Source organism: Mycobacterium sp. NGS68 (assembly GCF_059812195.1).
The window spans coordinates 38,989-56,619 of record NZ_JCALCE010000004.1 but is presented as its reverse complement, the minus strand read 5'-3'; the positions used below and the strand labels follow the sequence as shown (position 1 = coordinate 56,619).

Annotated in this window: 12 protein-coding genes; 6 read left to right on the top strand and 6 right to left on the bottom strand. The window is 70.0% G+C overall.

Going from position 1 to position 17,631, the window contains the following annotated elements; translation table 11 throughout:
* Nucleotides 1–302 precede the first annotated feature (302 nt).
* Nucleotides 303–1,622, bottom strand: a complete 1,320-nt coding sequence (locus tag AC5Y5V_RS06635) for an acetyl-CoA C-acetyltransferase (protein WP_499932058.1) — start codon at nucleotides 1,620–1,622, stop codon at nucleotides 303–305.
* A gap of 126 nt (nucleotides 1,623–1,748) precedes the next feature.
* Between AC5Y5V_RS06635 and AC5Y5V_RS06630 the strand changes: the two genes are divergently transcribed.
* The gene (locus AC5Y5V_RS06630) at nucleotides 1,749–3,113 is read left to right on the top strand and encodes a 3-oxoacyl-ACP reductase (RefSeq protein WP_499932056.1); all 1,365 of its coding nucleotides are present in this window, start codon (nucleotides 1,749–1,751) and stop codon (nucleotides 3,111–3,113) included.
* Nucleotides 3,114–3,118: 5 nt separating this feature from the next.
* On the top strand, nucleotides 3,119–3,964 hold the full coding sequence (locus tag AC5Y5V_RS06625; protein ID WP_499932469.1) for a MaoC/PaaZ C-terminal domain-containing protein: 846 nt from the start codon (nucleotides 3,119–3,121) through the stop codon (nucleotides 3,962–3,964).
* Here AC5Y5V_RS06625 and AC5Y5V_RS06620 read toward each other — a convergent pair.
* From AC5Y5V_RS06620 to AC5Y5V_RS06605, 4 genes are all read right to left on the bottom strand, one after another.
* Nucleotides 3,959–5,194 carry a chloride channel protein gene (locus AC5Y5V_RS06620; RefSeq protein ID WP_499932466.1) on the bottom strand — a complete coding sequence of 412 codons (1,236 nt, stop codon included), beginning with the start codon at nucleotides 5,192–5,194 and terminating at the stop codon, nucleotides 3,959–3,961. The genes AC5Y5V_RS06625 and AC5Y5V_RS06620 overlap by 6 nt on opposite strands.
* 95 nt (nucleotides 5,195–5,289) lie before the next feature.
* Nucleotides 5,290–7,122: a PE family protein gene (locus AC5Y5V_RS06615; protein ID WP_499932054.1), complete on the bottom strand. Its 1,833-nt coding sequence runs from the start codon at nucleotides 7,120–7,122 to the stop codon at nucleotides 5,290–5,292.
* A 220-nt stretch (nucleotides 7,123–7,342) separates the two neighbouring features.
* On the bottom strand, nucleotides 7,343–7,966 hold the full coding sequence (locus tag AC5Y5V_RS06610; protein WP_499932052.1) for a TetR/AcrR family transcriptional regulator: 624 nt from the start codon (nucleotides 7,964–7,966) through the stop codon (nucleotides 7,343–7,345).
* A 70-nt stretch (nucleotides 7,967–8,036) separates the two neighbouring features.
* Nucleotides 8,037–9,215 carry a glycoside hydrolase family 3 N-terminal domain-containing protein gene (locus AC5Y5V_RS06605; protein WP_499932050.1) on the bottom strand — a complete coding sequence of 393 codons (1,179 nt, stop codon included), beginning with the start codon at nucleotides 9,213–9,215 and terminating at the stop codon, nucleotides 8,037–8,039.
* Between the two features lie 150 nt (nucleotides 9,216–9,365).
* Here AC5Y5V_RS06605 and AC5Y5V_RS06600 point away from each other — a divergent pair, with 150 nt between their 5' ends.
* The 4 genes from AC5Y5V_RS06600 to AC5Y5V_RS06585 all read left to right on the top strand — a co-directional run bounded on the left by AC5Y5V_RS06600 (nucleotide 9,366) and on the right by AC5Y5V_RS06585 (nucleotide 15,687).
* Nucleotides 9,366–9,596 carry a DUF2613 family protein gene (locus tag AC5Y5V_RS06600; protein ID WP_499932048.1) on the top strand — a complete coding sequence of 77 codons (231 nt, stop codon included), beginning with the start codon at nucleotides 9,366–9,368 and terminating at the stop codon, nucleotides 9,594–9,596.
* 143 nt (nucleotides 9,597–9,739) lie between these two features.
* Nucleotides 9,740–9,913 carry a DUF2613 domain-containing protein gene (locus AC5Y5V_RS06595; RefSeq protein WP_499932464.1) on the top strand — a complete coding sequence of 58 codons (174 nt, stop codon included), beginning with the start codon at nucleotides 9,740–9,742 and terminating at the stop codon, nucleotides 9,911–9,913.
* 8 nt (nucleotides 9,914–9,921) lie between these two features.
* Entirely contained in the window at nucleotides 9,922–14,148 is a 4,227-nt protein-coding gene (locus AC5Y5V_RS06590) for a DUF3367 domain-containing protein (RefSeq protein ID WP_499932046.1), read from the top strand.
* Between the two features lie 63 nt (nucleotides 14,149–14,211).
* Entirely contained in the window at nucleotides 14,212–15,687 is a 1,476-nt protein-coding gene (locus AC5Y5V_RS06585) for a lipase maturation factor family protein (protein WP_499932044.1), read from the top strand.
* On the opposite strand, the gene AC5Y5V_RS06580 is transcribed toward AC5Y5V_RS06585, so the two are convergent.
* Nucleotides 15,650–17,617 (bottom strand): PPE family protein, encoded by a 1,968-nt coding sequence (locus tag AC5Y5V_RS06580; protein WP_499932042.1) that lies wholly within the window; start codon nucleotides 17,615–17,617, stop codon nucleotides 15,650–15,652. The genes AC5Y5V_RS06585 and AC5Y5V_RS06580 overlap by 38 nt on opposite strands.
* Nucleotides 17,618–17,631: the final 14 nt, after the last annotated feature.

The following is a 17,631-nucleotide window of genomic DNA, read 5'->3' as shown; positions in this document are numbered from 1 at the left end:
AAGATCCCCCGCCTCGACAGTGAGGCGGGGGATCTTGCGTCTATGGGGTGTGGTGAGCCGGACGGACTGTCGCGAGCCGAAAAGACCGCCGCTGGATCCCCTCACTCCAGCGGCGGCCCTTTTCGTACGCCCGTCTCCGCTGACCGGCGGTCGCTTGCAGGGAAGCCCCGTATTGCCGTCGGGGTCGGGGGGTCAGACCACAACACGGGGCTATCCGAACGAACTGATACCCGTTCATTCCGGTTACTAACCCATCCCCGACGGAAAGTTCCGTTTGCGCAGGTCCGGGCCGTGCGGGACGGTCAGGCTTCGAGGATCGCGGCGACGCCCTGGCCGCCGGCGGCGCAGATCGAGATCAGCCCGCGCACCGGGGCGTCACCGGACTGCTGCGCCTTCTTCTCGGCGATCTGCTTGGCCGTCTGCGCGAGGATCCGCCCGCCGGTGGCGGCGAACGGGTGCCCGGCGGCCAGCGACGAGCCGTTGACGTTGAGCTTGGACCGGTCGATCGCCCCCAGCGCGGCGTCCAGCCCCAGGCGACCCTTGCAGTACTCCTCGGACTCCCAGGCCTGCAGGTGTGCCAGCACCACCGAGGCGAACGCCTCGTGGATCTCGTAGAAATCGAAATCCTGCAAGCTCAGCCCGTTGCGGGCCAGCAGTCGCGGCACCGCGTACGTCGGCGCCATCAGCAGGCCGTCGTTGCCGTTCACGTAGTCGGCGGCCGCGGTCTCGGCGTCGACGAAGTAAGCCAGCACGGGCAGGGAATGCTCCTGCGCCCACTGCTCGCTGGATAGCAGCGCGACCGACGCGCCGTCGGTCAACGGGGTCGAATTCCCCGCCGTCATCGTCGCGTCGCCGCCCTTCACCCCGAACACCGGCCGCAGCGACGCCAGCTTCTCGACGCTGGCGTCGGGCCGCAGGTTGTCGTCGCGGTAGAGCCCCAGGAACGGGGTGATCAGGTCGTCGAAGAAGCCGCGGTCGTAAGCGTCGGCCATGTTGCGGTGACTGGCGACGGCCAGTTCGTCCTGATCGACGCGCTTGATCCCCATTTGCTTGGCGGTAATGGCGGCGTGCTCGCCCATCGACAGGCCGGTCCGCGGTTCGCTGTTGGCCGGGATTTCGATTCCGAGGTTGGCGGGCAGCGAGCCCACCAGCTTGAGCCGTTCCACGTTGGACTTGGACCGGCGCACCTTCAGCAGCGTCCTGCGCAGGTCGTCGCCCAGGCCGATCGGCGGGTCGGAGGTGGTGTCCACCCCGCCCGCGGCGGCCACCTCGTAGCGGCCCGCGGCGATGCCGTCGGCGGCCGCGATGGCCGCCTGCAGGCCCGTGCCGCAAGCCTGCTGCAGGTCGAAGGCCGGCGTGTGCGGCGACAGCTCCGAGCCGAGCACGCATTCACGCATGAGGTTGAAATCACGGCTGTGCTTGAGCACCGCGCCGCCGACGACCACACCCAGTTGCTGACCCGCCAGGCCGAACCGGTCCACCAGGCCCGCCAGCGCCGCGGTGAACATGTCCTGGTTGGAGGCGTCGGCGTAGGCGCGGTCCGATCTCCCGAACGGGATGCGATTGCCGCCCAGCACCGCGACTCGGCGCCTGGTCAGGGAATTGTTCTCGGCAGGGGCCACCGTCAGTACTCCTGTCTCCGGTTTGGGGTAGGGCGTCGAGGGCCATACTACTCACTGACCTTACTCTGAAGTAAGTTCGTCCCGAGTTACGGTTGCCGTAAAGACCCAAACACGGAAGGCACCTCAGTGGCCCCCAAGCGCTCGCCCGATCTGTTATCGCAGGTTGTCAACTCCGGCCCCGGATCGTTCCTGGCCAAGCAACTCGGCGTCCCCCAGCCCGAGGTGCTGCGCCGATACCAGCCGGGTGAGCCGCCGCTGGCGGGAGCCCTGCTGATCGGGGGTGAGGGTCGCGTGGTCGAGCCGATGCGCGCCGCGCTGGACCACGACTACGAGCAGGTGGCCAACAACCTGGGCGGGCGCTGGGCCGACTCGTTCGGCGGGCTGGTCTTCGACGCGACCGGCATCACGACGCCGGCGGGGCTGACGGGCCTGCACGACTTCTTCACCCCCGTGCTGCGCAACCTGGGCCACTGCGGGCGGGTGGTCGTCGTCGGCACCACGCCCGAGGCGGCCGCCAGCCCCGACGAGCGGATCGCGCAGCGCGCGCTGGAGGGCTTCACCCGCTCGCTGGGCAAGGAGCTGCGCCGCGGGTCGACCGCGGCGCTGGTGTACCTGGCGCCGGACGCCAAGCCGGCCGTGACGGGCCTGGAATCCACGCTGCGATTCATCCTGTCGGCGAAGTCGGCGTACGTCGACGGCCAGGTCTTCTACGTGGGCGCGGCCGACTCGACTCCGCCGGCCGACTGGGACCGGCCGCTGGATGGCAAGGTCGCGATCGTGACGGGCGCGGCGCGGGGCATCGGCGCGACGATCACCGAGGTGTTCGCCCGCGACGGCGCCCGCGTGGTCGCGATCGACGTGGAGGCCGCCGAGGAGGCGCTGGCCGAAACCGCCAGCAAGGTCGGCGGGACGCCGCTGTGGCTGGACGTCACCGCCGACGACGCCGTCGACCAGATCACCCAGCACCTGCGCGACCACTACGGCGGGCACGCCGACATCCTGGTCAACAACGCCGGGATCACCCGCGACAAGTTGCTGGTCAACATGGACGACGCCCGCTGGGACGCCGTACTGGCCGTCAACCTGCTTGCCCCGCAACGGCTTACCGAAGGGCTGGTCGGCAACGGCAGCATCGGCGAGGGCGGCCGGGTGATCGGCCTGTCGTCGATGGCCGGCATCGCGGGCAACCGCGGGCAGACCAACTACGCCACCACCAAGGCCGGGATGATCGGCCTCACCCAGGCGCTGGCGCCGGTGCTCGCCGACAAGGGCATCACGATCAACGCCGTCGCACCCGGCTTCATCGAAACCCAGATGACGGCGGCCATCCCGCTGGCCACCCGGGAGGTGGGCCGTCGGCTCAACTCGCTGCTGCAGGGCGGCCAACCCGTCGACGTCGCGGAGACCATCGCCTACTTCGCAAGCCCGGCGTCAAACGCGGTGACCGGCAACGTCATCCGCGTCTGCGGCCAGGCGATGCTGGGAGCGTGAGCCGCATGGACCAGCCCAGCGGCCTGACGAACATGCTGCGCGCCGTGGCCGGCGCGCTGCCGCTCGTGCCCCGCAGCGACACGGTGCCCGACCGCACGGTCAAGATCGAGGAACTGCCGATCGACCACACCAACGTCGCCGCGTACGCGGCGGTCACCGGTCTGCGGTTCGGCAACAACGTGCCGCTGACCTACCCGTTCACGCTGACATTCCCGGCGATCATGTCGCTGGTGAGCGGGTTCGACTTTCCTTTTGCCGCAATGGGTTCGGTGCACGTCGAGAACCACATCACGCAGTACCGGCCGATCGGGGTCACCGACACCGTCGGCGTGCAGGTCCACGCCGAGAACCTGCGCGAGCACCGCAAGGGCCTGCTGGTCGACCTGGTGACCGACGTCAGCGTCGGCAACGACACCGCGTGGCATCAGGTGACGACGTTCCTGCACCAGCAGCGCACCAGCCTGTCCGACGAGCCCAAACCGCCGCCGCAGAAGCAGCCCAAACCGCCGCCCCCGAGCACCGTCCTGCGGGTCACCGCCAGCCAGATCCGCCGCTACGCGGTGATCGGCGGCGACCTCAACCCGATTCATGTGAACGGGATCGCCGCCAAGCTGTTCGGGTTTCCGACGTCGATCGCGCACGGAATGTTCAGCGCCGCCGCGGTATTGGCTAACATCGAAGCCCGGTTTCCGGACGCGGTGCGGTATTCGGTGAAGTTCGGCAAGCCGCTGCTGCTGCCGGGCACCGCGGGGCTGTACATCGACGACGTGGGCGCGCAGAGCTGGGACCTGGCGCTGCGCAACATCGCCAAGGGCTACCCGTACCTGACGGGCACCGTCCGGCCGCTATAAGGAGGGGTAGCGCTTTCTCAGGGCGTGCGCGCCGACGGCGGTCACCAGGAAGATCGGGAATAGCCACAGCGGCGGGCGCGCGAGTTCCCAGACGAAGATCGCCGCCCAGATCGGTGAGCCCTGGGTGACTGCGAGCACGCCGGCGGCGCCCGCCAGCGAGACCACGGGTGCGTGCAGGTGGTGTATGCCGAGCGCGGCGTTGACCGTCAGCGTCAGCGCCGAACCGGCCGCCGCGCCGGTGGCCAGCGACGGCGTGAGCATTCCGCCCGCCCCGCCGGCGCGCAGGAACAGCGCGGTCAGCAGCGGTTTGAGCACCAGGATCTCCGCCGCCGTCGCCAGCGTCATGCCCGAGGCGAGGCTGACCGTCAGGATGCTGCGGCCGTTGCCGGGCAGCTCGGGCCACCAGTGCGAGCAAATGCCCATCACCAGCCCGGCGCCGGCCAGCGCGGGGATGAGCACCCAGCCGCGCATCAGGCTGGCGGGGCGCGCCGCGGCCATGAGCCGGCTGAACGCCAATCCGACCGCGAGCGTCAGCGGCACCAGCAGCAGCGCCTGGCCGGTCAGCACGAACGTGGATTCGGCGCTCGGCCAGTCCAGGTTGCGATGGTCGTGGGTGTCCAGCGAACCCACCGCGACGGCCAGGCTGGACGTGATCAGCGCGGCACCCACCGCGCGGGGCCGCCAGGTACTCAGGATGATCCGCAGGGTGAACAGCGCGCCGGCCACCGGGACGGCGTAGACGGCGCCCAGGCCGGCCCCGGCCGCGCAGGCCAGCAGGATCTCGCGGTCGCCGGGCTGCAGCCGTTTCAGCCAGCCGGTGGCCACATCGCCGAGCGCCGCGGCGAATTGGCGTGGCGCCCCCTCGCGCCCCAGGGACGCCCCGGAACCGACGAGCAGCACCTGCAGTCCGGCGTCGACGCTCCACGGCAGGCGCGGTATCCGGCGATGCTCGGTGATGGTGGCCTCTAGCGGCGGCACCTCGGTTCTGCGCCGCAGGAGCCACCAGCCCGCCCCCGCGAGCGCACCGCCGACCATTGGGCCCAGCGCGCGGCGAACCGGACTGCTGCCGGTGATCCCGACGAGCAGGGTGCCGAACGTGTAGTGGTACGTGGCGTGCTCCACGAAGCGCAGCACGATCGTCGTCGTCAACCCCGCGACCCCGGCCAGCAGTCCGACGATCACCACGGCGCAATAGAAATCCAGGTTGGAGCGGCGCCGCACAGTCCGAATGTAGCGTGGACTTGGCTTTTATCCGATTAGATCGTCTCCGTCAAAATGAAATTGAGTTTCGTCGGCAATTCGTACGGCTTCTCCGGCTACGGGGTTTAGGGGGTCCCGTTCGTGCCGTTCGTCCCGGCGTATGCGCCGCCGGTGCCGCCCGTGCCGCCACTGCCACCGTTGACGCCGTTGCCGCCGTTGCCCCCGTCGCCGCCCGGCGATTGGATGCTGGCGCCGCCGACGAGATCCAAGCCGGCGTTGCCGCCGTTGCCGCCGTTGGCGGCATTCACGCCGTTCCCGGCGTTGCCGCCGTTGCCGCCGGCGCCGTTGAAGCCCAACCCAGACCCACCGTCGCCGCCGTTACCGCCAGTGAGGGTCGCGTCTCCGCCGACGCCGCCGTTACCGCCCGCGCCGGAAAGCACCCCCAGGCCGACGCCGCCGTCACCGCCGTCACCGCCGTGGCCGCCGATACCGGTGGCCGCGCCGCCAGCGCCCCCGTCGCCGCCGATGCCGTAACGCGACGCCCCGGCGGCTACGCCGCCGTTGCCGCCGGCACCGCCGACGCCATCCGGACCGGTGGCCAGGCCGCCACTTCCGCCCGCGCCGGCGCGGGCCGCTTCAAAGCCCCTCAAGTTGAACGGGGTGACGGCGCCTCCTGTGCCGCCGGCTCCGCCCGTCGCAGTTCCGGTGCCGCCGGCGCCGCCAGCGCCGCCGACCGCGGCGCCGAATCCGGACAGCATCCAGTTAGCGGCGCCGCCACCGGCGCCGCCCGCACCTCCGGTTGTTCCGGCACCGCCGACGCCCCCGTCACCGGCGATGGCCAGGCCAAATCCACCGGGGGACGCGGTCGTCGCCGCGCCACCAGCACCGCCAACACCACCAGTCAGGCCGCCGGCGCCGCCAGCGCCGCCGTCGCCCGCCGTCGCCACGGACAAGGCCGCGGAGTTGCCTCCCGCGCCGCCTGCCCCCCCGTTTCCGTGAACGGAGGCACCGCCACCCCCGCCATTGCCGCCGTTGCCAAGCAGGCCCGGCGAGCCGCCGCTGCCACCGCTGCCGCCATCGCCAATCGTGCCGGCTCCGCCAGCGCCACCGGTGCCCCACAGCCCGGCCGACCCGCCCTTGCCGCCCGCGCCGCCGTCTAACAGCCCGGTGCCGCCGGCACCGCCGGCCCCACCGTTGGCCCCAAGGCCGGTTGCGTTGCCGCCCGCGCCACCCGACCCGCCGCTGCCGGCCGCGGAATCACCGCCGACGCCGCCGACCCCACCCGTGCCGAGGAGGCTCGCCGCACCACCAGCGCCGCCGGCGCCGCCATTGACGGCCAGCAGCCCCGCACCGCCCGCGCCACCGGCACCACCCACGCCGGCGACGCCACCCCTGCCGCCGACACCGCCGGTGCCGCCGTCGCCCCCGGTGCCGCCGCTGCCTCCATTACCGAACAGACCCGCCGACCCGCCCGCGCCGCCCACAGCGCCGACGTTGGTGCTGCTACCGCCGCTGCCGCCGTTGCCCAGCAGCCATCCGCCGTCGCCGCCGGCCGTCCCCACCCCGTTGACGGTGGTGCCGTTGGCGCCGTTGCCGATGATCGGACGCCCGGTGAGCAGCGCGATGGGCCCCTTGAACTCCGCCGCCGCCTGAGCGATGAACTGCAGCGGGCGGGCGCTGGCCAAGTCGGCACCGCCATACAGAGAGGCTGCCGAGTTGATGCTGCGGACAAACTCGGCGTGAAATGTCTCAAGCTGGTCGCTGAGCGCGTGGAAATCGGCCCCATGCCGGGAAAACAGCGACGCAATCGCCGCCGATATCTCGTCGCCGCCGGCGGCCAGCAACCCCGTCGTGGGTGCTGCCGCCGCCGCGCGGGCCTCGCTCAGTGCCGTCCCGATGTCGGCCAGATCAGAACCCGCCGCCTCGATGTACTCCGGGACCGCAGTAACAAATGACATTCAATTCCCCTCGGACGCGTTTAGTGAGCACTCAAATTCCTTTGGTGCATTCGCGGTATCGAAACACAACTTCTTTCGCGGGGACGGCAAGAATTGATGGTTGCCCGGAATAAGCGCAACCAAAGATTGGCGTGTGCCGTCACAAATTGCAGCTCCGCCGCAGCGAAACGGTTTGATAAACGCGCAACCGAATTGCGTCGTTCGGCCTGCCTCGTCGGGGCTACCCCGTGGCGACGCTGCCGAGGTCCCGATCGGTCGGTGCGCCCTTGAGGCCGCGCCAGAACAGGTCGATCATCAGCAGGGCCGCCTCGTCGACGTCGGTCTCCCCCGTGCTGAGCCGATTGGCGATCGCCTCGCCCGCGCCCACCAGGGCCACCGCCATCATCTCGATCTCCGCGTCCGACCTGGGGCTACGGGTGCCCGAGCGCAGCAGACCGCCCACCAGTTCGATGATCTGCTCGCGCCCCTCCCGCACCCGGTGGGCGAATGCCTGCGAGCTGGTGGCCTGGGTGTACATCACGATCCAGGACGCCCGGTTCGCGTCGATGTAGCGCAGGAACGCCACAATCGTGTTGCGCAGCAAATCCTTCGGGCTCTGCTGGAAATCGATATCGGCGCGCACCACGTCGATGAACCGGGTCATCTCGCGGTCCAGGCAGGCGCCGAACAGGTCTTCTTTGGACCCGTAGTAGAGGTACAGCATCGGCTTGGAGATCTGCGCCTCGGCGGCGATGGTGTCCATCGACGTCTCGTGGTAGCCGTTGACGGAGAACATCTGCACGGCCGCGTCGAGCATCTGCTGTTCACGCACAGCACGCGGTAGCCGCTTGGTGCCACCTGCCATCGAGCTGCCCCTCCAGTCCGCCTATCTGACTACAGAGTAAGCAACGGGTTCCCGTGGGTCGCCACCACGACTAGTGCTTGCAGGCCGGGCCCGGGCCCTTCATCCGCGCCACCCGGACCAGGGACTCGTCGACCCGCGCCATCGGCAGGTCGCCGGTGTTGACTGCCTGCTCCAGCCGGTCCAGGACGGCGGGCACCTCGTCGGTGGTGATCCACAGGGCGACGTCGGTGCCGGCCTGCAGCGTGCGCAGCACGGCCTCGGGGACGCCGTAATGGCTGGAGATCGCGGCCATGCTGGACAGGTCGTCGCTGAAGATCGGGCCGTCGAAGGCCGGCGCGCCGTAGCCGGTCCCAGTCCGCAGCAGCTGCACCGCGGCCCGGCTGAGGCTGGCCGGGTCGTCCCCGGTCAGCCCGGGAACCTCCAGGTGCCCCACCATCACGGCGGCCCGCGGCTCGGCGACCAGCGTCCGATACGGGACCAGGTCGTTGGTCTGCAGTTGGCTCAGCGGCGGTGTGACGACCACACCGGCGGTGTGCGAATCGCCGGAGCCGTGGCCGTGACCGGGGAAATGCTTGAACACCGGCTGCACCCCGGCGTCGCGCAGTCCCCGCGCATACGCCTGCGCATAGGCGGTGACCTTCGCCGGGTCCGAGCCGAACGACCGGTCCCCGATCACCGTGTCATCGGCGGCCTCGGTCACGTCGACCACCGGGGCGAAGTCGATGCTGATATTCGCCCCGAGAATCCGGTGGCCACGTTCCAGCGCGAAGCCGTAGACCTGCTCCGGGGTCATGGTCTGGGCCAGTTCCTTCGCCGACGGCGCGGTCCCGATCAGCTTCTTCAACCGCGACACGCGGCCGCCCTCTTCGTCGACGCTCACCGCCAGCCGCAGCGGGCCGGCAGTGGCCACGAGTTCCTTCAGCTCGCCGTTGGTGAGCATCGTCAGGTCCGTCCAGCTGCCGATGAAGATGCCGCCGACGTGGTGGTTGATGACAACGGCTTTGGCGTCCGCGGCGTCCTTCACACCCACCATCAGCAGCTGGGCCAGCTTGTCGCGGGTGGACTTCATCGCCGCCGGCACGCCGGCCGGATCGCCGCAGACCGACGGCGCTGGAGCGCCCGTGGGGGCGGTGGGCTTGCCGGACGAGGCGGCCGGAGGCCGGGTGCCCTGGTGGCCGCATCCCGCCAGCAACGTCGAAACCGCCAGGACACCAACCAGTCTGGAAGCCAGTCTGCGCCGAAAAGCCATCGGGCCATGGTGTCACGGCGCTCGATGGACGGCCATAGGCCCCTCTACCAGCGACGTACCGGGGCTAGTCGAATGTTCACTTCGTGGGCTTTAATGGGCAAATCCTGTTAGGTTTGCCACGACCCAACGGTTGGCAGGGAGGAGCCAGCAGTGACCGGGTTCTCACTCAGGGCACTAGCGGGCGTCGCGGCGGGCATCTCCATCGGCGCCGTGATCACGGTCGGTGCCACGCTCTCCGCCGCCGACGACCACATGCCCTCCCAGGGCGTACCGGCGCCGTCCGGACCGCACCTGGTGGAGTACGGCGGACGCCTGCCCGGACTGCCGTGCAACAGCGTGCAGTCCTGCAGAAACAAGCTGCCGCCGCAGTGGCGGCACTAAGGGGTCCGTCGAGCTTCTGCTAGGTTGGCGGCTGACCGAAGACCCCTAGGAGCCGATCGATGAACCTGACCGTATGGATCACCTGCGGGGTTCTGGGTCTGGTGGTTGTCGGGGCCATCGCGATCGCAATCTGGAGTCGCTCGATCGCCCGGATCCTGGCGCCCGCCGGCGCGAGCATCGTGGTCGGCCTGCTATTGGGTGCGGCCGCGATCTTCGGGATCACCCTGATGATTCAGCAGGACACCCGCCCGCTGCTGCCGGGCGGTGACCCGTCGTCGTCGGTGCTCAACCGGGTCGAGTACGGCAACCGTAGCTAGTCGCGCGTATGACGCCGCTGTCCCGCCGGTGGTTGCTGCTGGTCGGGGCAGTCGCGCTGGTGCTGACATTCGCCCAGTCACCCGGTGAGGTATCGCCCGACACCAAGCTCGACCTGACCGCCAACCCGTTGCGGTTCCTGGCCCGCGCCACCAACCTGTGGAACAGCGAGCTGCCCTTCGGCCAGGCGCAGAACCAGGCCTACGGCTACCTGTTCCCGCACGGCACCTTCTTTCTCGCCGGCCACCTGCTGGGTCTGCCCGGTTGGGTCACCCAGCGGTTGTGGTGGGCGCTGCTGCTCACGGTCGGGTTCTGGGGGCTGCTGCGGGTGGCCGAGGCGCTCGGCATCGGCAGCCCGTCGTCGCGGGTGGTCGGCGCGGTCGCGTTCGCGCTGTCGCCGCGGGTGCTCGCCACCCTGGGGTCGATCTCGTCGGAAACCCTGCCGATGATGCTGGCGCCCTGGGTGCTGCTGCCGACGATCCTCGCGCTACGCGGGACATCGGAGAGGTCGGTGCGGGCGCTGGCGGCACAGGCCGGCCTGGCGGTCGCGCTGATGGGCGCGGTGAACGCCATAGCGACGGCGGCCGGGTGTCTGCCCGCGGTGCTCTGGTGGGCCTGTCACCGGCCGAGTCGGCGGTGGTGGCGGTACACCGCGTGGTGGCTGCTGGCCGTGGTCCTGGCGGTGTCGTGGTGGGTGGTGGCGCTGACCCTGTTGCGGGGCGTGAGTCCGCCGTTCCTGGACTTCATCGAGTCCTCCGGCGTGACGACGCAATGGTCGTCGCTGGTGGAGATGTTGCGCGGCACCGACAGTTGGACCCCGTTCGTGGCTCCCGACGCGACCGCGGGCGCGCCGCTGGTCACCGGGTCGGCGGCCATCCTGGGCACCTGCCTGGTCGCGGCCGCCGGGCTGGCCGGGCTGGCTCGCCCGGGCACCCCCGCGCGCGGCCGGCTGGTGACGATGCTGCTGGTCGGTGTGGTGCTGCTGGCCGTCGGCTACGCGGGTGGCCTGGGCTCACCGCTGGCCGGCGAGGTGCGGGCGTTCCTGGACGCGACGGGCGCACCGCTGCGCAACGTGCACAAGCTGGGCTCGGTCATCCGGATACCGCTGGCTCTCGGCATCGCCGAATTGCTGGGCCGGGTACCGCTACCCGGCAGCACCGCCCGAGCGGACTGGGTGCGCGCGTTTGCCCACCCTGAGCGCGACAAGCGCGTCGCCGTCGGCGTCGTGGTCCTGACCGCGCTGCTGGTCAGCACCTCGCTGGCGTGGACGGGCCGGCTCACCCCGCCCGGGACGTTCAGCGCGATACCCCGGTACTGGCACGACGCCGCCGACTGGCTCACCGAACATAATGTCGGTTCCCCGACGCCCGGACGGGTGCTGGTGGTCCCCGGCGCGCCGTTTGCCACGCAGGTGTGGGGCACCAGCCATGACGAACCGCTGCAGGTGCTCGGCCGCAGCCCGTGGGGCGTGCGCGACTCGATCCCATTGACGCCGCCGCAGACCATCCGCGCGCTCGATTCGGTGCAGCGCCTGTTCGCCGCCGGGCGGCCGTCCGTAGGCCTGGCGGACACCCTTGCCCGCCAAGGCATTTCCTACGTCGCGCTGCGCAACGACCTGGATCCGGAGTCGTCGCGCTCGGCGCGCCCGATCCTGGTGCACCGGGCCATCGAGGGCTCGCCGGGGCTCGCGAAGGTGGCGCAGTTCGGCGAGCCGGTGGGCCCGGGGTCGGTCGACGGCTTCGTGGCCGACAGCGGCTTGCGCCCGTCGTATCCCGCGGTGGAGATCTATCGGGTCGGCGTTCCCGGCAACCCCGGCGCGCCGTACTTCGCCGACCTCGACCGCCTGGACCGCGTCAGCGGGGGGCCCGAGGTGCTGCTGCGCCTCGACGAACGACGGCGGCTGCTCGGCCAACCCGTGCTGGGCCCCGTGCTGATGTCCGCCGACGCGCGCGGCGCCGGTGTGCCGGCGCCCCCGAACCTTGGCGTCACCATCACCGACACCCCGCTGGCCCGCGAAACCGACTATGGCCGCGTCGACCAGCACTCGTCGGCGATCCGGGCGGCCGGCGACACCCGGCACACCTACAACCGGGTCCCCGACTACCCCACCCCCGGCGCCGAGACGGTGTACGGCGGCTGGAACGGCGGCCGCGTCACGGTGTTCAGCTCGTCGTCGGACTCCACCGCGCTGCCCGACGTCGCACCGGCCGCCTCGCCCGCCGCCGCCGTCGACGGCGACCCGGCAACCGCCTGGGTGTCCAACGCGTTGCAGACCGCCGTCGGCCAGTGGCTGCAGGTCGATTTCGACCGCCCGGTGGCCAACGCCGTCCTTACGCTGACCCCCAGCGCGACCGCCGTCGGCGCCCAGATCCGCCGCATCCAGATCGAGACGGCCACCGGCAGCACCACGCTGCGGTTCGACGAAACCGGCAAGCCGCTGACCGCCGCGCTGCCCTACGGCGAGACGCCGTGGGTGCGGATCACCGCTACCGGCACCAACGACGGATCGACCGGTGTGCAGTTCGGCATCACCGACCTGTCCGTGACCCAGTACGACGCGTCCGGCTTCGCCCACCCGGTGGACCTGCGCCACACCGCGCTGGTGCCCGGGCCACCGCCGGGTTCGACGGTCACCGCCTGGGACCTGGGCGCGGGGCTGCCGGGCCGGCCGGGTTGCGCCCCGGCTCCCGACAACATGCGCTGCGCGGCGTCGATGGCGCTGACGCCGGAGGAGCCCGTCAACCTCAGCCGCATGCTCACGGTGGCGAGCCCGACGTCGGTGTCCCCGACGCTGTGGGTGCGGCCGCGGCAGGGCCCCAAGCTGGCCGATCTGGTCGCCGAACCGGACACCACGCGGGCCCACGGGGATTCGGACCTGGTGGACATCCTCGGGTCGTCCTATGCGGCCACCGACGGTGATCCGGCCACCGCGTGGACCGCGCCGCAGCGGGTGGTGCAATTCAAGACCCCACCGACGCTGACGCTCACCCTGCCGCGGCGCACCGAGGTCGCCGGCCTGCGCGTGCTGCCCAGCCGCTCGACCCTGCCCGCGCACCCCACCATGGTGGCCGTCAATTTGGGCGACGGGCCGCAGGTCCGGGCGATGAAGTCCAACGCTGACGGCGGGCCCCAGACCCTGACACTGCAGCCCCGCGTCACCGACACCATCACCCTCAGCCTGCTCGACTGGGACGACATCATCGACCGCAACGCGCTGGGTTTCGACCAGCTCAAGCCGCCAGGGCTGGCCGAGGTCACGGTGCTCGGCGCCGACGGCAGCGCAATCGCGCCCGCCGACGCCGGCCGCAACCGGTCGCGTGCGGTCACCGTCGACTGCGACCACGGCCCGGTCATCGCGGTGGCGGGCCGGTTCGTGCACACGTCGATCCGGACCACGGTGGGCACGCTGCTCGACGGCGATCCCGTCCAAGCCGTCGCGTGTGATCGCGAGCCGATCGCGCTGCCCGCGGGCCAACAGGAGCTGTTGGTCAGCCCGGGCACGCAGTTCGTCGTGGACGGCATTCGGCTGTCGGTTCCAGGTTCGGGTTCGGGTTCGGGTGAGAGTTCCGGGGCCACAGTCACTTCCGCGGCGACCGGCGCGTGGGGTGCCGACCGCCGCGAGGTGCGGGCCGCCGCCTCGAACGCCGCTCGGGTGCTGGTCGTCCCCGAGAGCATCAACCCCGGCTGGGTGGCGCGCACCGCCGCCGGCGTCAGGTTGACGCCGATCGCCGTCAACGGGTGGCAGCAGGGTTGGGTGGTACCGCCCGGGGACCCCGGCACCATCACGCTGACCTTCACCTCCAATTCCCTGTACCGGGCGGGCCTGGCGATCGGACTCGCGCTGCTGCCGTTGCTGGCGTTCCTGGCGCTGTGGCGCACCGGACGAACGGGCCCAAGCGATCCGCCGACGCGGGCATGGGATCCCGGCCCATGGGCCGCCATCGCGGTGGTGGCCGCCGGTGCTCTCATTTCCGGTGTGGCCGGGGCCGTGGTGATGGCCGCGGCCTTCGGGCTGCGGTACCGGCTGGGACATCGGCCCCAGACCGACCGGGTGGCCGTCTGGGTGAGCGCCGGCGGCCTTATCCTGGCCGGGGCCGCGCTGTCGCGGCATCCGTGGCGGGCGGTCGGCGGCTACGCCGGCCATTCCGCCACTGTGCAACTGCTGGCATTGATTTCGCTGGCCGCCCTGGCAACCTGCGTGGTGCGGCTGCCCGCTCGGGCACCTGCGACTGCGTAGCATTTGCTGGCGGGGTTTGCGGCTGCTTGACTGGGATACACCATCGTCCGAGGAGTTGCTGCCATGGGATGGTTTTCGGCGCCCGAATATTGGTTCGGCGCAATGGTGCTCGAGCGCGGCGTGGCGGCGATCTACTTGATCGCGTTCGTGGCGGCCGCAATGCAGTTCCGAGCACTGCTCGGCGAGCACGGAATACTGCCGATACCAAGCTTTTTGGCGGGCCGGTCCTTCTGGAGTTCGCCGAGCATCTTTGCGTTCCGCTATTCGGATCGGCTGTTTGCGAGTGTCTGCTGGTTCGGCGCAGGGATTTCCGGGGCCATCGTCGCCGGCGCGGCGGATCTGGTGCCGTTGTGGGCCGCCATACTGATGTGGTTCGCGTTGTGGGCCCTGTACCTGTCGATCGTCAACGTGGGACAGGCGTGGTATTCGTTCGGCTGGGAATCGTTGCTGCTCGAGAGCGGTTTCCTGATGATCTTCGTCGGCAACGGCGCAACCGCTCCCCCTGTGCTGACGCTGTGGTTGGTGCGCTGGTTGGTGTTCCGCGTGGAGTTCGGCGCGGGGCTGATCAAGATGCGCGGCGACGCGTGCTGGCGCGATCTGACTTGCCTGTACTACCACCACGAGACCCAGCCGATGCCCGGGCCGCTGAGCTGGTTGTTCCATCGCCTGCCCAGGCCGCTGCATCGAATCGAGGTGGCGGGCAACCATTTCGCCCAGCTCGTCGTGCCATTCGGGTTGTTCGCACCACAGCCGGTGGCGAGCGTGGCCGCGGCAATCATCGTCGTGACCCAGCTTTGGCTGGTCGCGTCGGGGAACTTCGCCTGGCTCAATTGGCTGACGATCGTCCTGGCGTGCAGCGCGATCGACCAGTCGTCGGTGTCGGCGCTGCTGCCCGTGCCGTCGGCGCCCGCGCTGGGGGAACCGCCTTCGTGGTTCGTCGGCCTGGTGGTCGCGTGCACCGCGACGGTCCTGGTGCTGAGCTATTGGCCCACGCGCAACATGCTGTCCCCGCGACAGCGAATGAACATGTCATTCAACGCCTTTCATCTGGTCAACACGTACGGCGCGTTCGGCAGTATTGGCCGCGTCCGCCGCGAGGTGGTGATCGAGGGCACCGACGAACCCCGGATCACCGACGGGACCGTCTGGCGGGAATACGGATTCAAGGGCAAGCCGGGCGACGTCCACCGGATGCCGCGGCAATGGGCCCCGTATCACCTGCGGCTGGACTGGCTGATGTGGTTCGCCGCCATCTCGCCCGCGTATGCGCAGCCGTGGTTGCGGCCGTTCCTGGAGCGGTTGTTGCGCGGTGACCGCCCGGCGCTACGGTTGTTGCGGCACAACCCTTTCCCGGACGCGCCGCCCCGATATGTGCGAGCGCGGCTCTACCAGTACCGCTTCACCACCTGGGCCGAGTTGCGCAGCGACCACGCGTGGTGGCATCGCGCCCCGCTGAGCGTGTACGTCGCACCGATGGCATTGCCCGTATCGGCGAATCCCGTTAACGGAAAAAGCCCGCGATCCCGTCGCCCGAGTTGAAGAAGCCCGAACTGAGGTCGCCCTTGTTCGAGATGCCCGACCCGCTAAACCCCGCGTTGTTGATGCCGACGCTCAGGCCGTCGCCGGTCTGGTTGCCGCCCGAGTTGATCAGACCGATGTTCTGGTTGCCCAGGTTCAGGTAGCCCACGTTCTGAATGCCGGTGTTCGCGATGCCCACGTTGCCGGACTTGCCGCTCGTGTTGTTGAAGCCGGCGGTTATCGGAACGGCGCCGCCGCCCCCGCCGCCTCCGCCGCCACCACCGCCTCCGCCGCCACCACCGCCGCCGCCGCCACTGCTCGCGGTGTTGTTCAGGGCGCCGGAGGTGTGGCCGGTGGTGGTCGTGTTGTAGAAGCCCGAATTCCCGGTGCCGATGTTGCCGAAGCCGGAGTTCACGGCACTGGTGTTGACGGCGCTCGCGAACCCGGTGTTGAGGTTGCCCGAGTTGAAGGCGCCGGTATTGATGTCACCGGCATTGCCGAACCCCGTGTTCACATTGCCCGAGTTGAACCAGCCGGAGTTGCCGCCGAATCCGGCGCCGGAATTGTAACTGCCCCAGTTGGACCCGGCGCCAGAGTTGAAGCTGCCGGCATTGGACCCATGTCCCGAGTTGAACATGCCCGCGTTGTGCCCGACGCCCGAGTTGAACAGGCCCATGTTGCTACCGCCGCCCGAGTTGAACAGGCCCATGTTCAACGGGCTGGCGTTCGCGAAGCCGGTGTTCGTGTTGCCCGCATTGAGGCCGCCGGTGTTGACGTCGCCGGCGTTGCCGAAGCCGAAGTTGCCGTTACCCGAGTTGCCTACGCCGATGTTGCCGTCGCCCGAGTTGAAGAATCCGATGTTGCCAGTGCCGGAGTTGAACAGGCCGATGTTGTGGCTGCCCGTATTCAGCGCGCCGATGCCCACTTCGTTGTCACCGGTGAGCCCGATACCGATGTTGTTGTTGCCGGTGTTGCCGAACCCGATGTTGTGGCTGCCCGTGTTGCCGAAGCCGACGTTGCCGTCGCCCGCGGTGCCCCCGGCGCCCGAGTTTCCGCCGCCGACGTTTCCGCTGCCGATGTTCCCGTTGCCCCAGTTGCCGCCGCCGATGTTCCCGGAGCCGACATTCGAGTCGCCCTTGTTGCCGCTGCCGAAGTTGCCGGAGCCGGCGTTGCCCGAGCCCACGTTGAGGTTGCCGGTATTGCCGGAGCCGACGTTCTGCTTGCCGCTGTTGCCCGAGCCGAGATTGGTCGCGCCGGTGTTGCCCGAGCCGAGGTTGGTCGCGCCGGTGTTGCCGCTGCCGAGGTTGCCGTCACCGTGGTTTCCCGAACCCACGTTGCTGTTGCCGGTGTTACCCATGCCGAGGTTGGTGTCGCCGTTGTTTCCGGAGCCGAGGTTCAGGCTGCCCTTGTTGCCGACGCCAATGTTGAAGTTGCTCGGCAGCTGCAGCCAGGGCGCCAGCTGCGCGGCGACCGCCGATGCGCCCGAGTGGTAACCCGCCATGGCCGTCACATTCTGCGCCCACATCCGTTCGTAGTCGGCCTCGATGGCCGCAATCGCGGGCGCGTTCTGCCCGAACAGATTTGACACGACCATGGACACCAGGTTGGAACGGTTCATCGTCACCGCCGCCGGGTGCACCGTCGCGGCATGCGCTGCCTCGTACACCGACGTCAGGACGCGGGCACCAGTGGCGGCCGCGGCGGCGCGAGAGGCGACCGTACCCAGCCACGCCGCATACGGGGCCGCGGTGTTCGCCATTGCCGACGCCGCCGCGCCCTGCCACGCCTGTCCTACCAGACCCGACGTGACCGCACCGAATGACGATGCCGCCGAGGATAATTCGGCTGCCAACCCGTCCCAGGCCGTCGCCGCGGCCACCATCGGCCCCGAACCCGCTCCCGCATACATCAGGGCAGAGTTGATCTCCGGTGCAAACGTCGTAAAACTCACGAGCAGAATACCTT

What these genes read in the sequence shown, in the direction of transcription:
- AC5Y5V_RS06590 (WP_499932046.1), top strand. Translation starts at nt 9,922, where the DNA reads ATGACGCCGCTGTCCCGCCGGTGGTTGCTGCTGGTCGGGGCAGTCGCG.
- AC5Y5V_RS06610 (WP_499932052.1), bottom strand. Translation starts at nt 7,966, where the DNA reads ATGGCAGGTGGCACCAAGCGGCTACCGCGTGCTGTGCGTGAACAGCAG.
- AC5Y5V_RS06625 (WP_499932469.1), top strand. Translation starts at nt 3,119, where the DNA reads ATGGACCAGCCCAGCGGCCTGACGAACATGCTGCGCGCCGTGGCCGGC.
- AC5Y5V_RS06605 (WP_499932050.1), bottom strand. Translation starts at nt 9,215, where the DNA reads ATGGCTTTTCGGCGCAGACTGGCTTCCAGACTGGTTGGTGTCCTGGCG.
- AC5Y5V_RS06585 (WP_499932044.1), top strand. Translation starts at nt 14,212, where the DNA reads ATGGGATGGTTTTCGGCGCCCGAATATTGGTTCGGCGCAATGGTGCTC.
- AC5Y5V_RS06615 (WP_499932054.1), bottom strand. Translation starts at nt 7,122, where the DNA reads ATGTCATTTGTTACTGCGGTCCCGGAGTACATCGAGGCGGCGGGTTCT.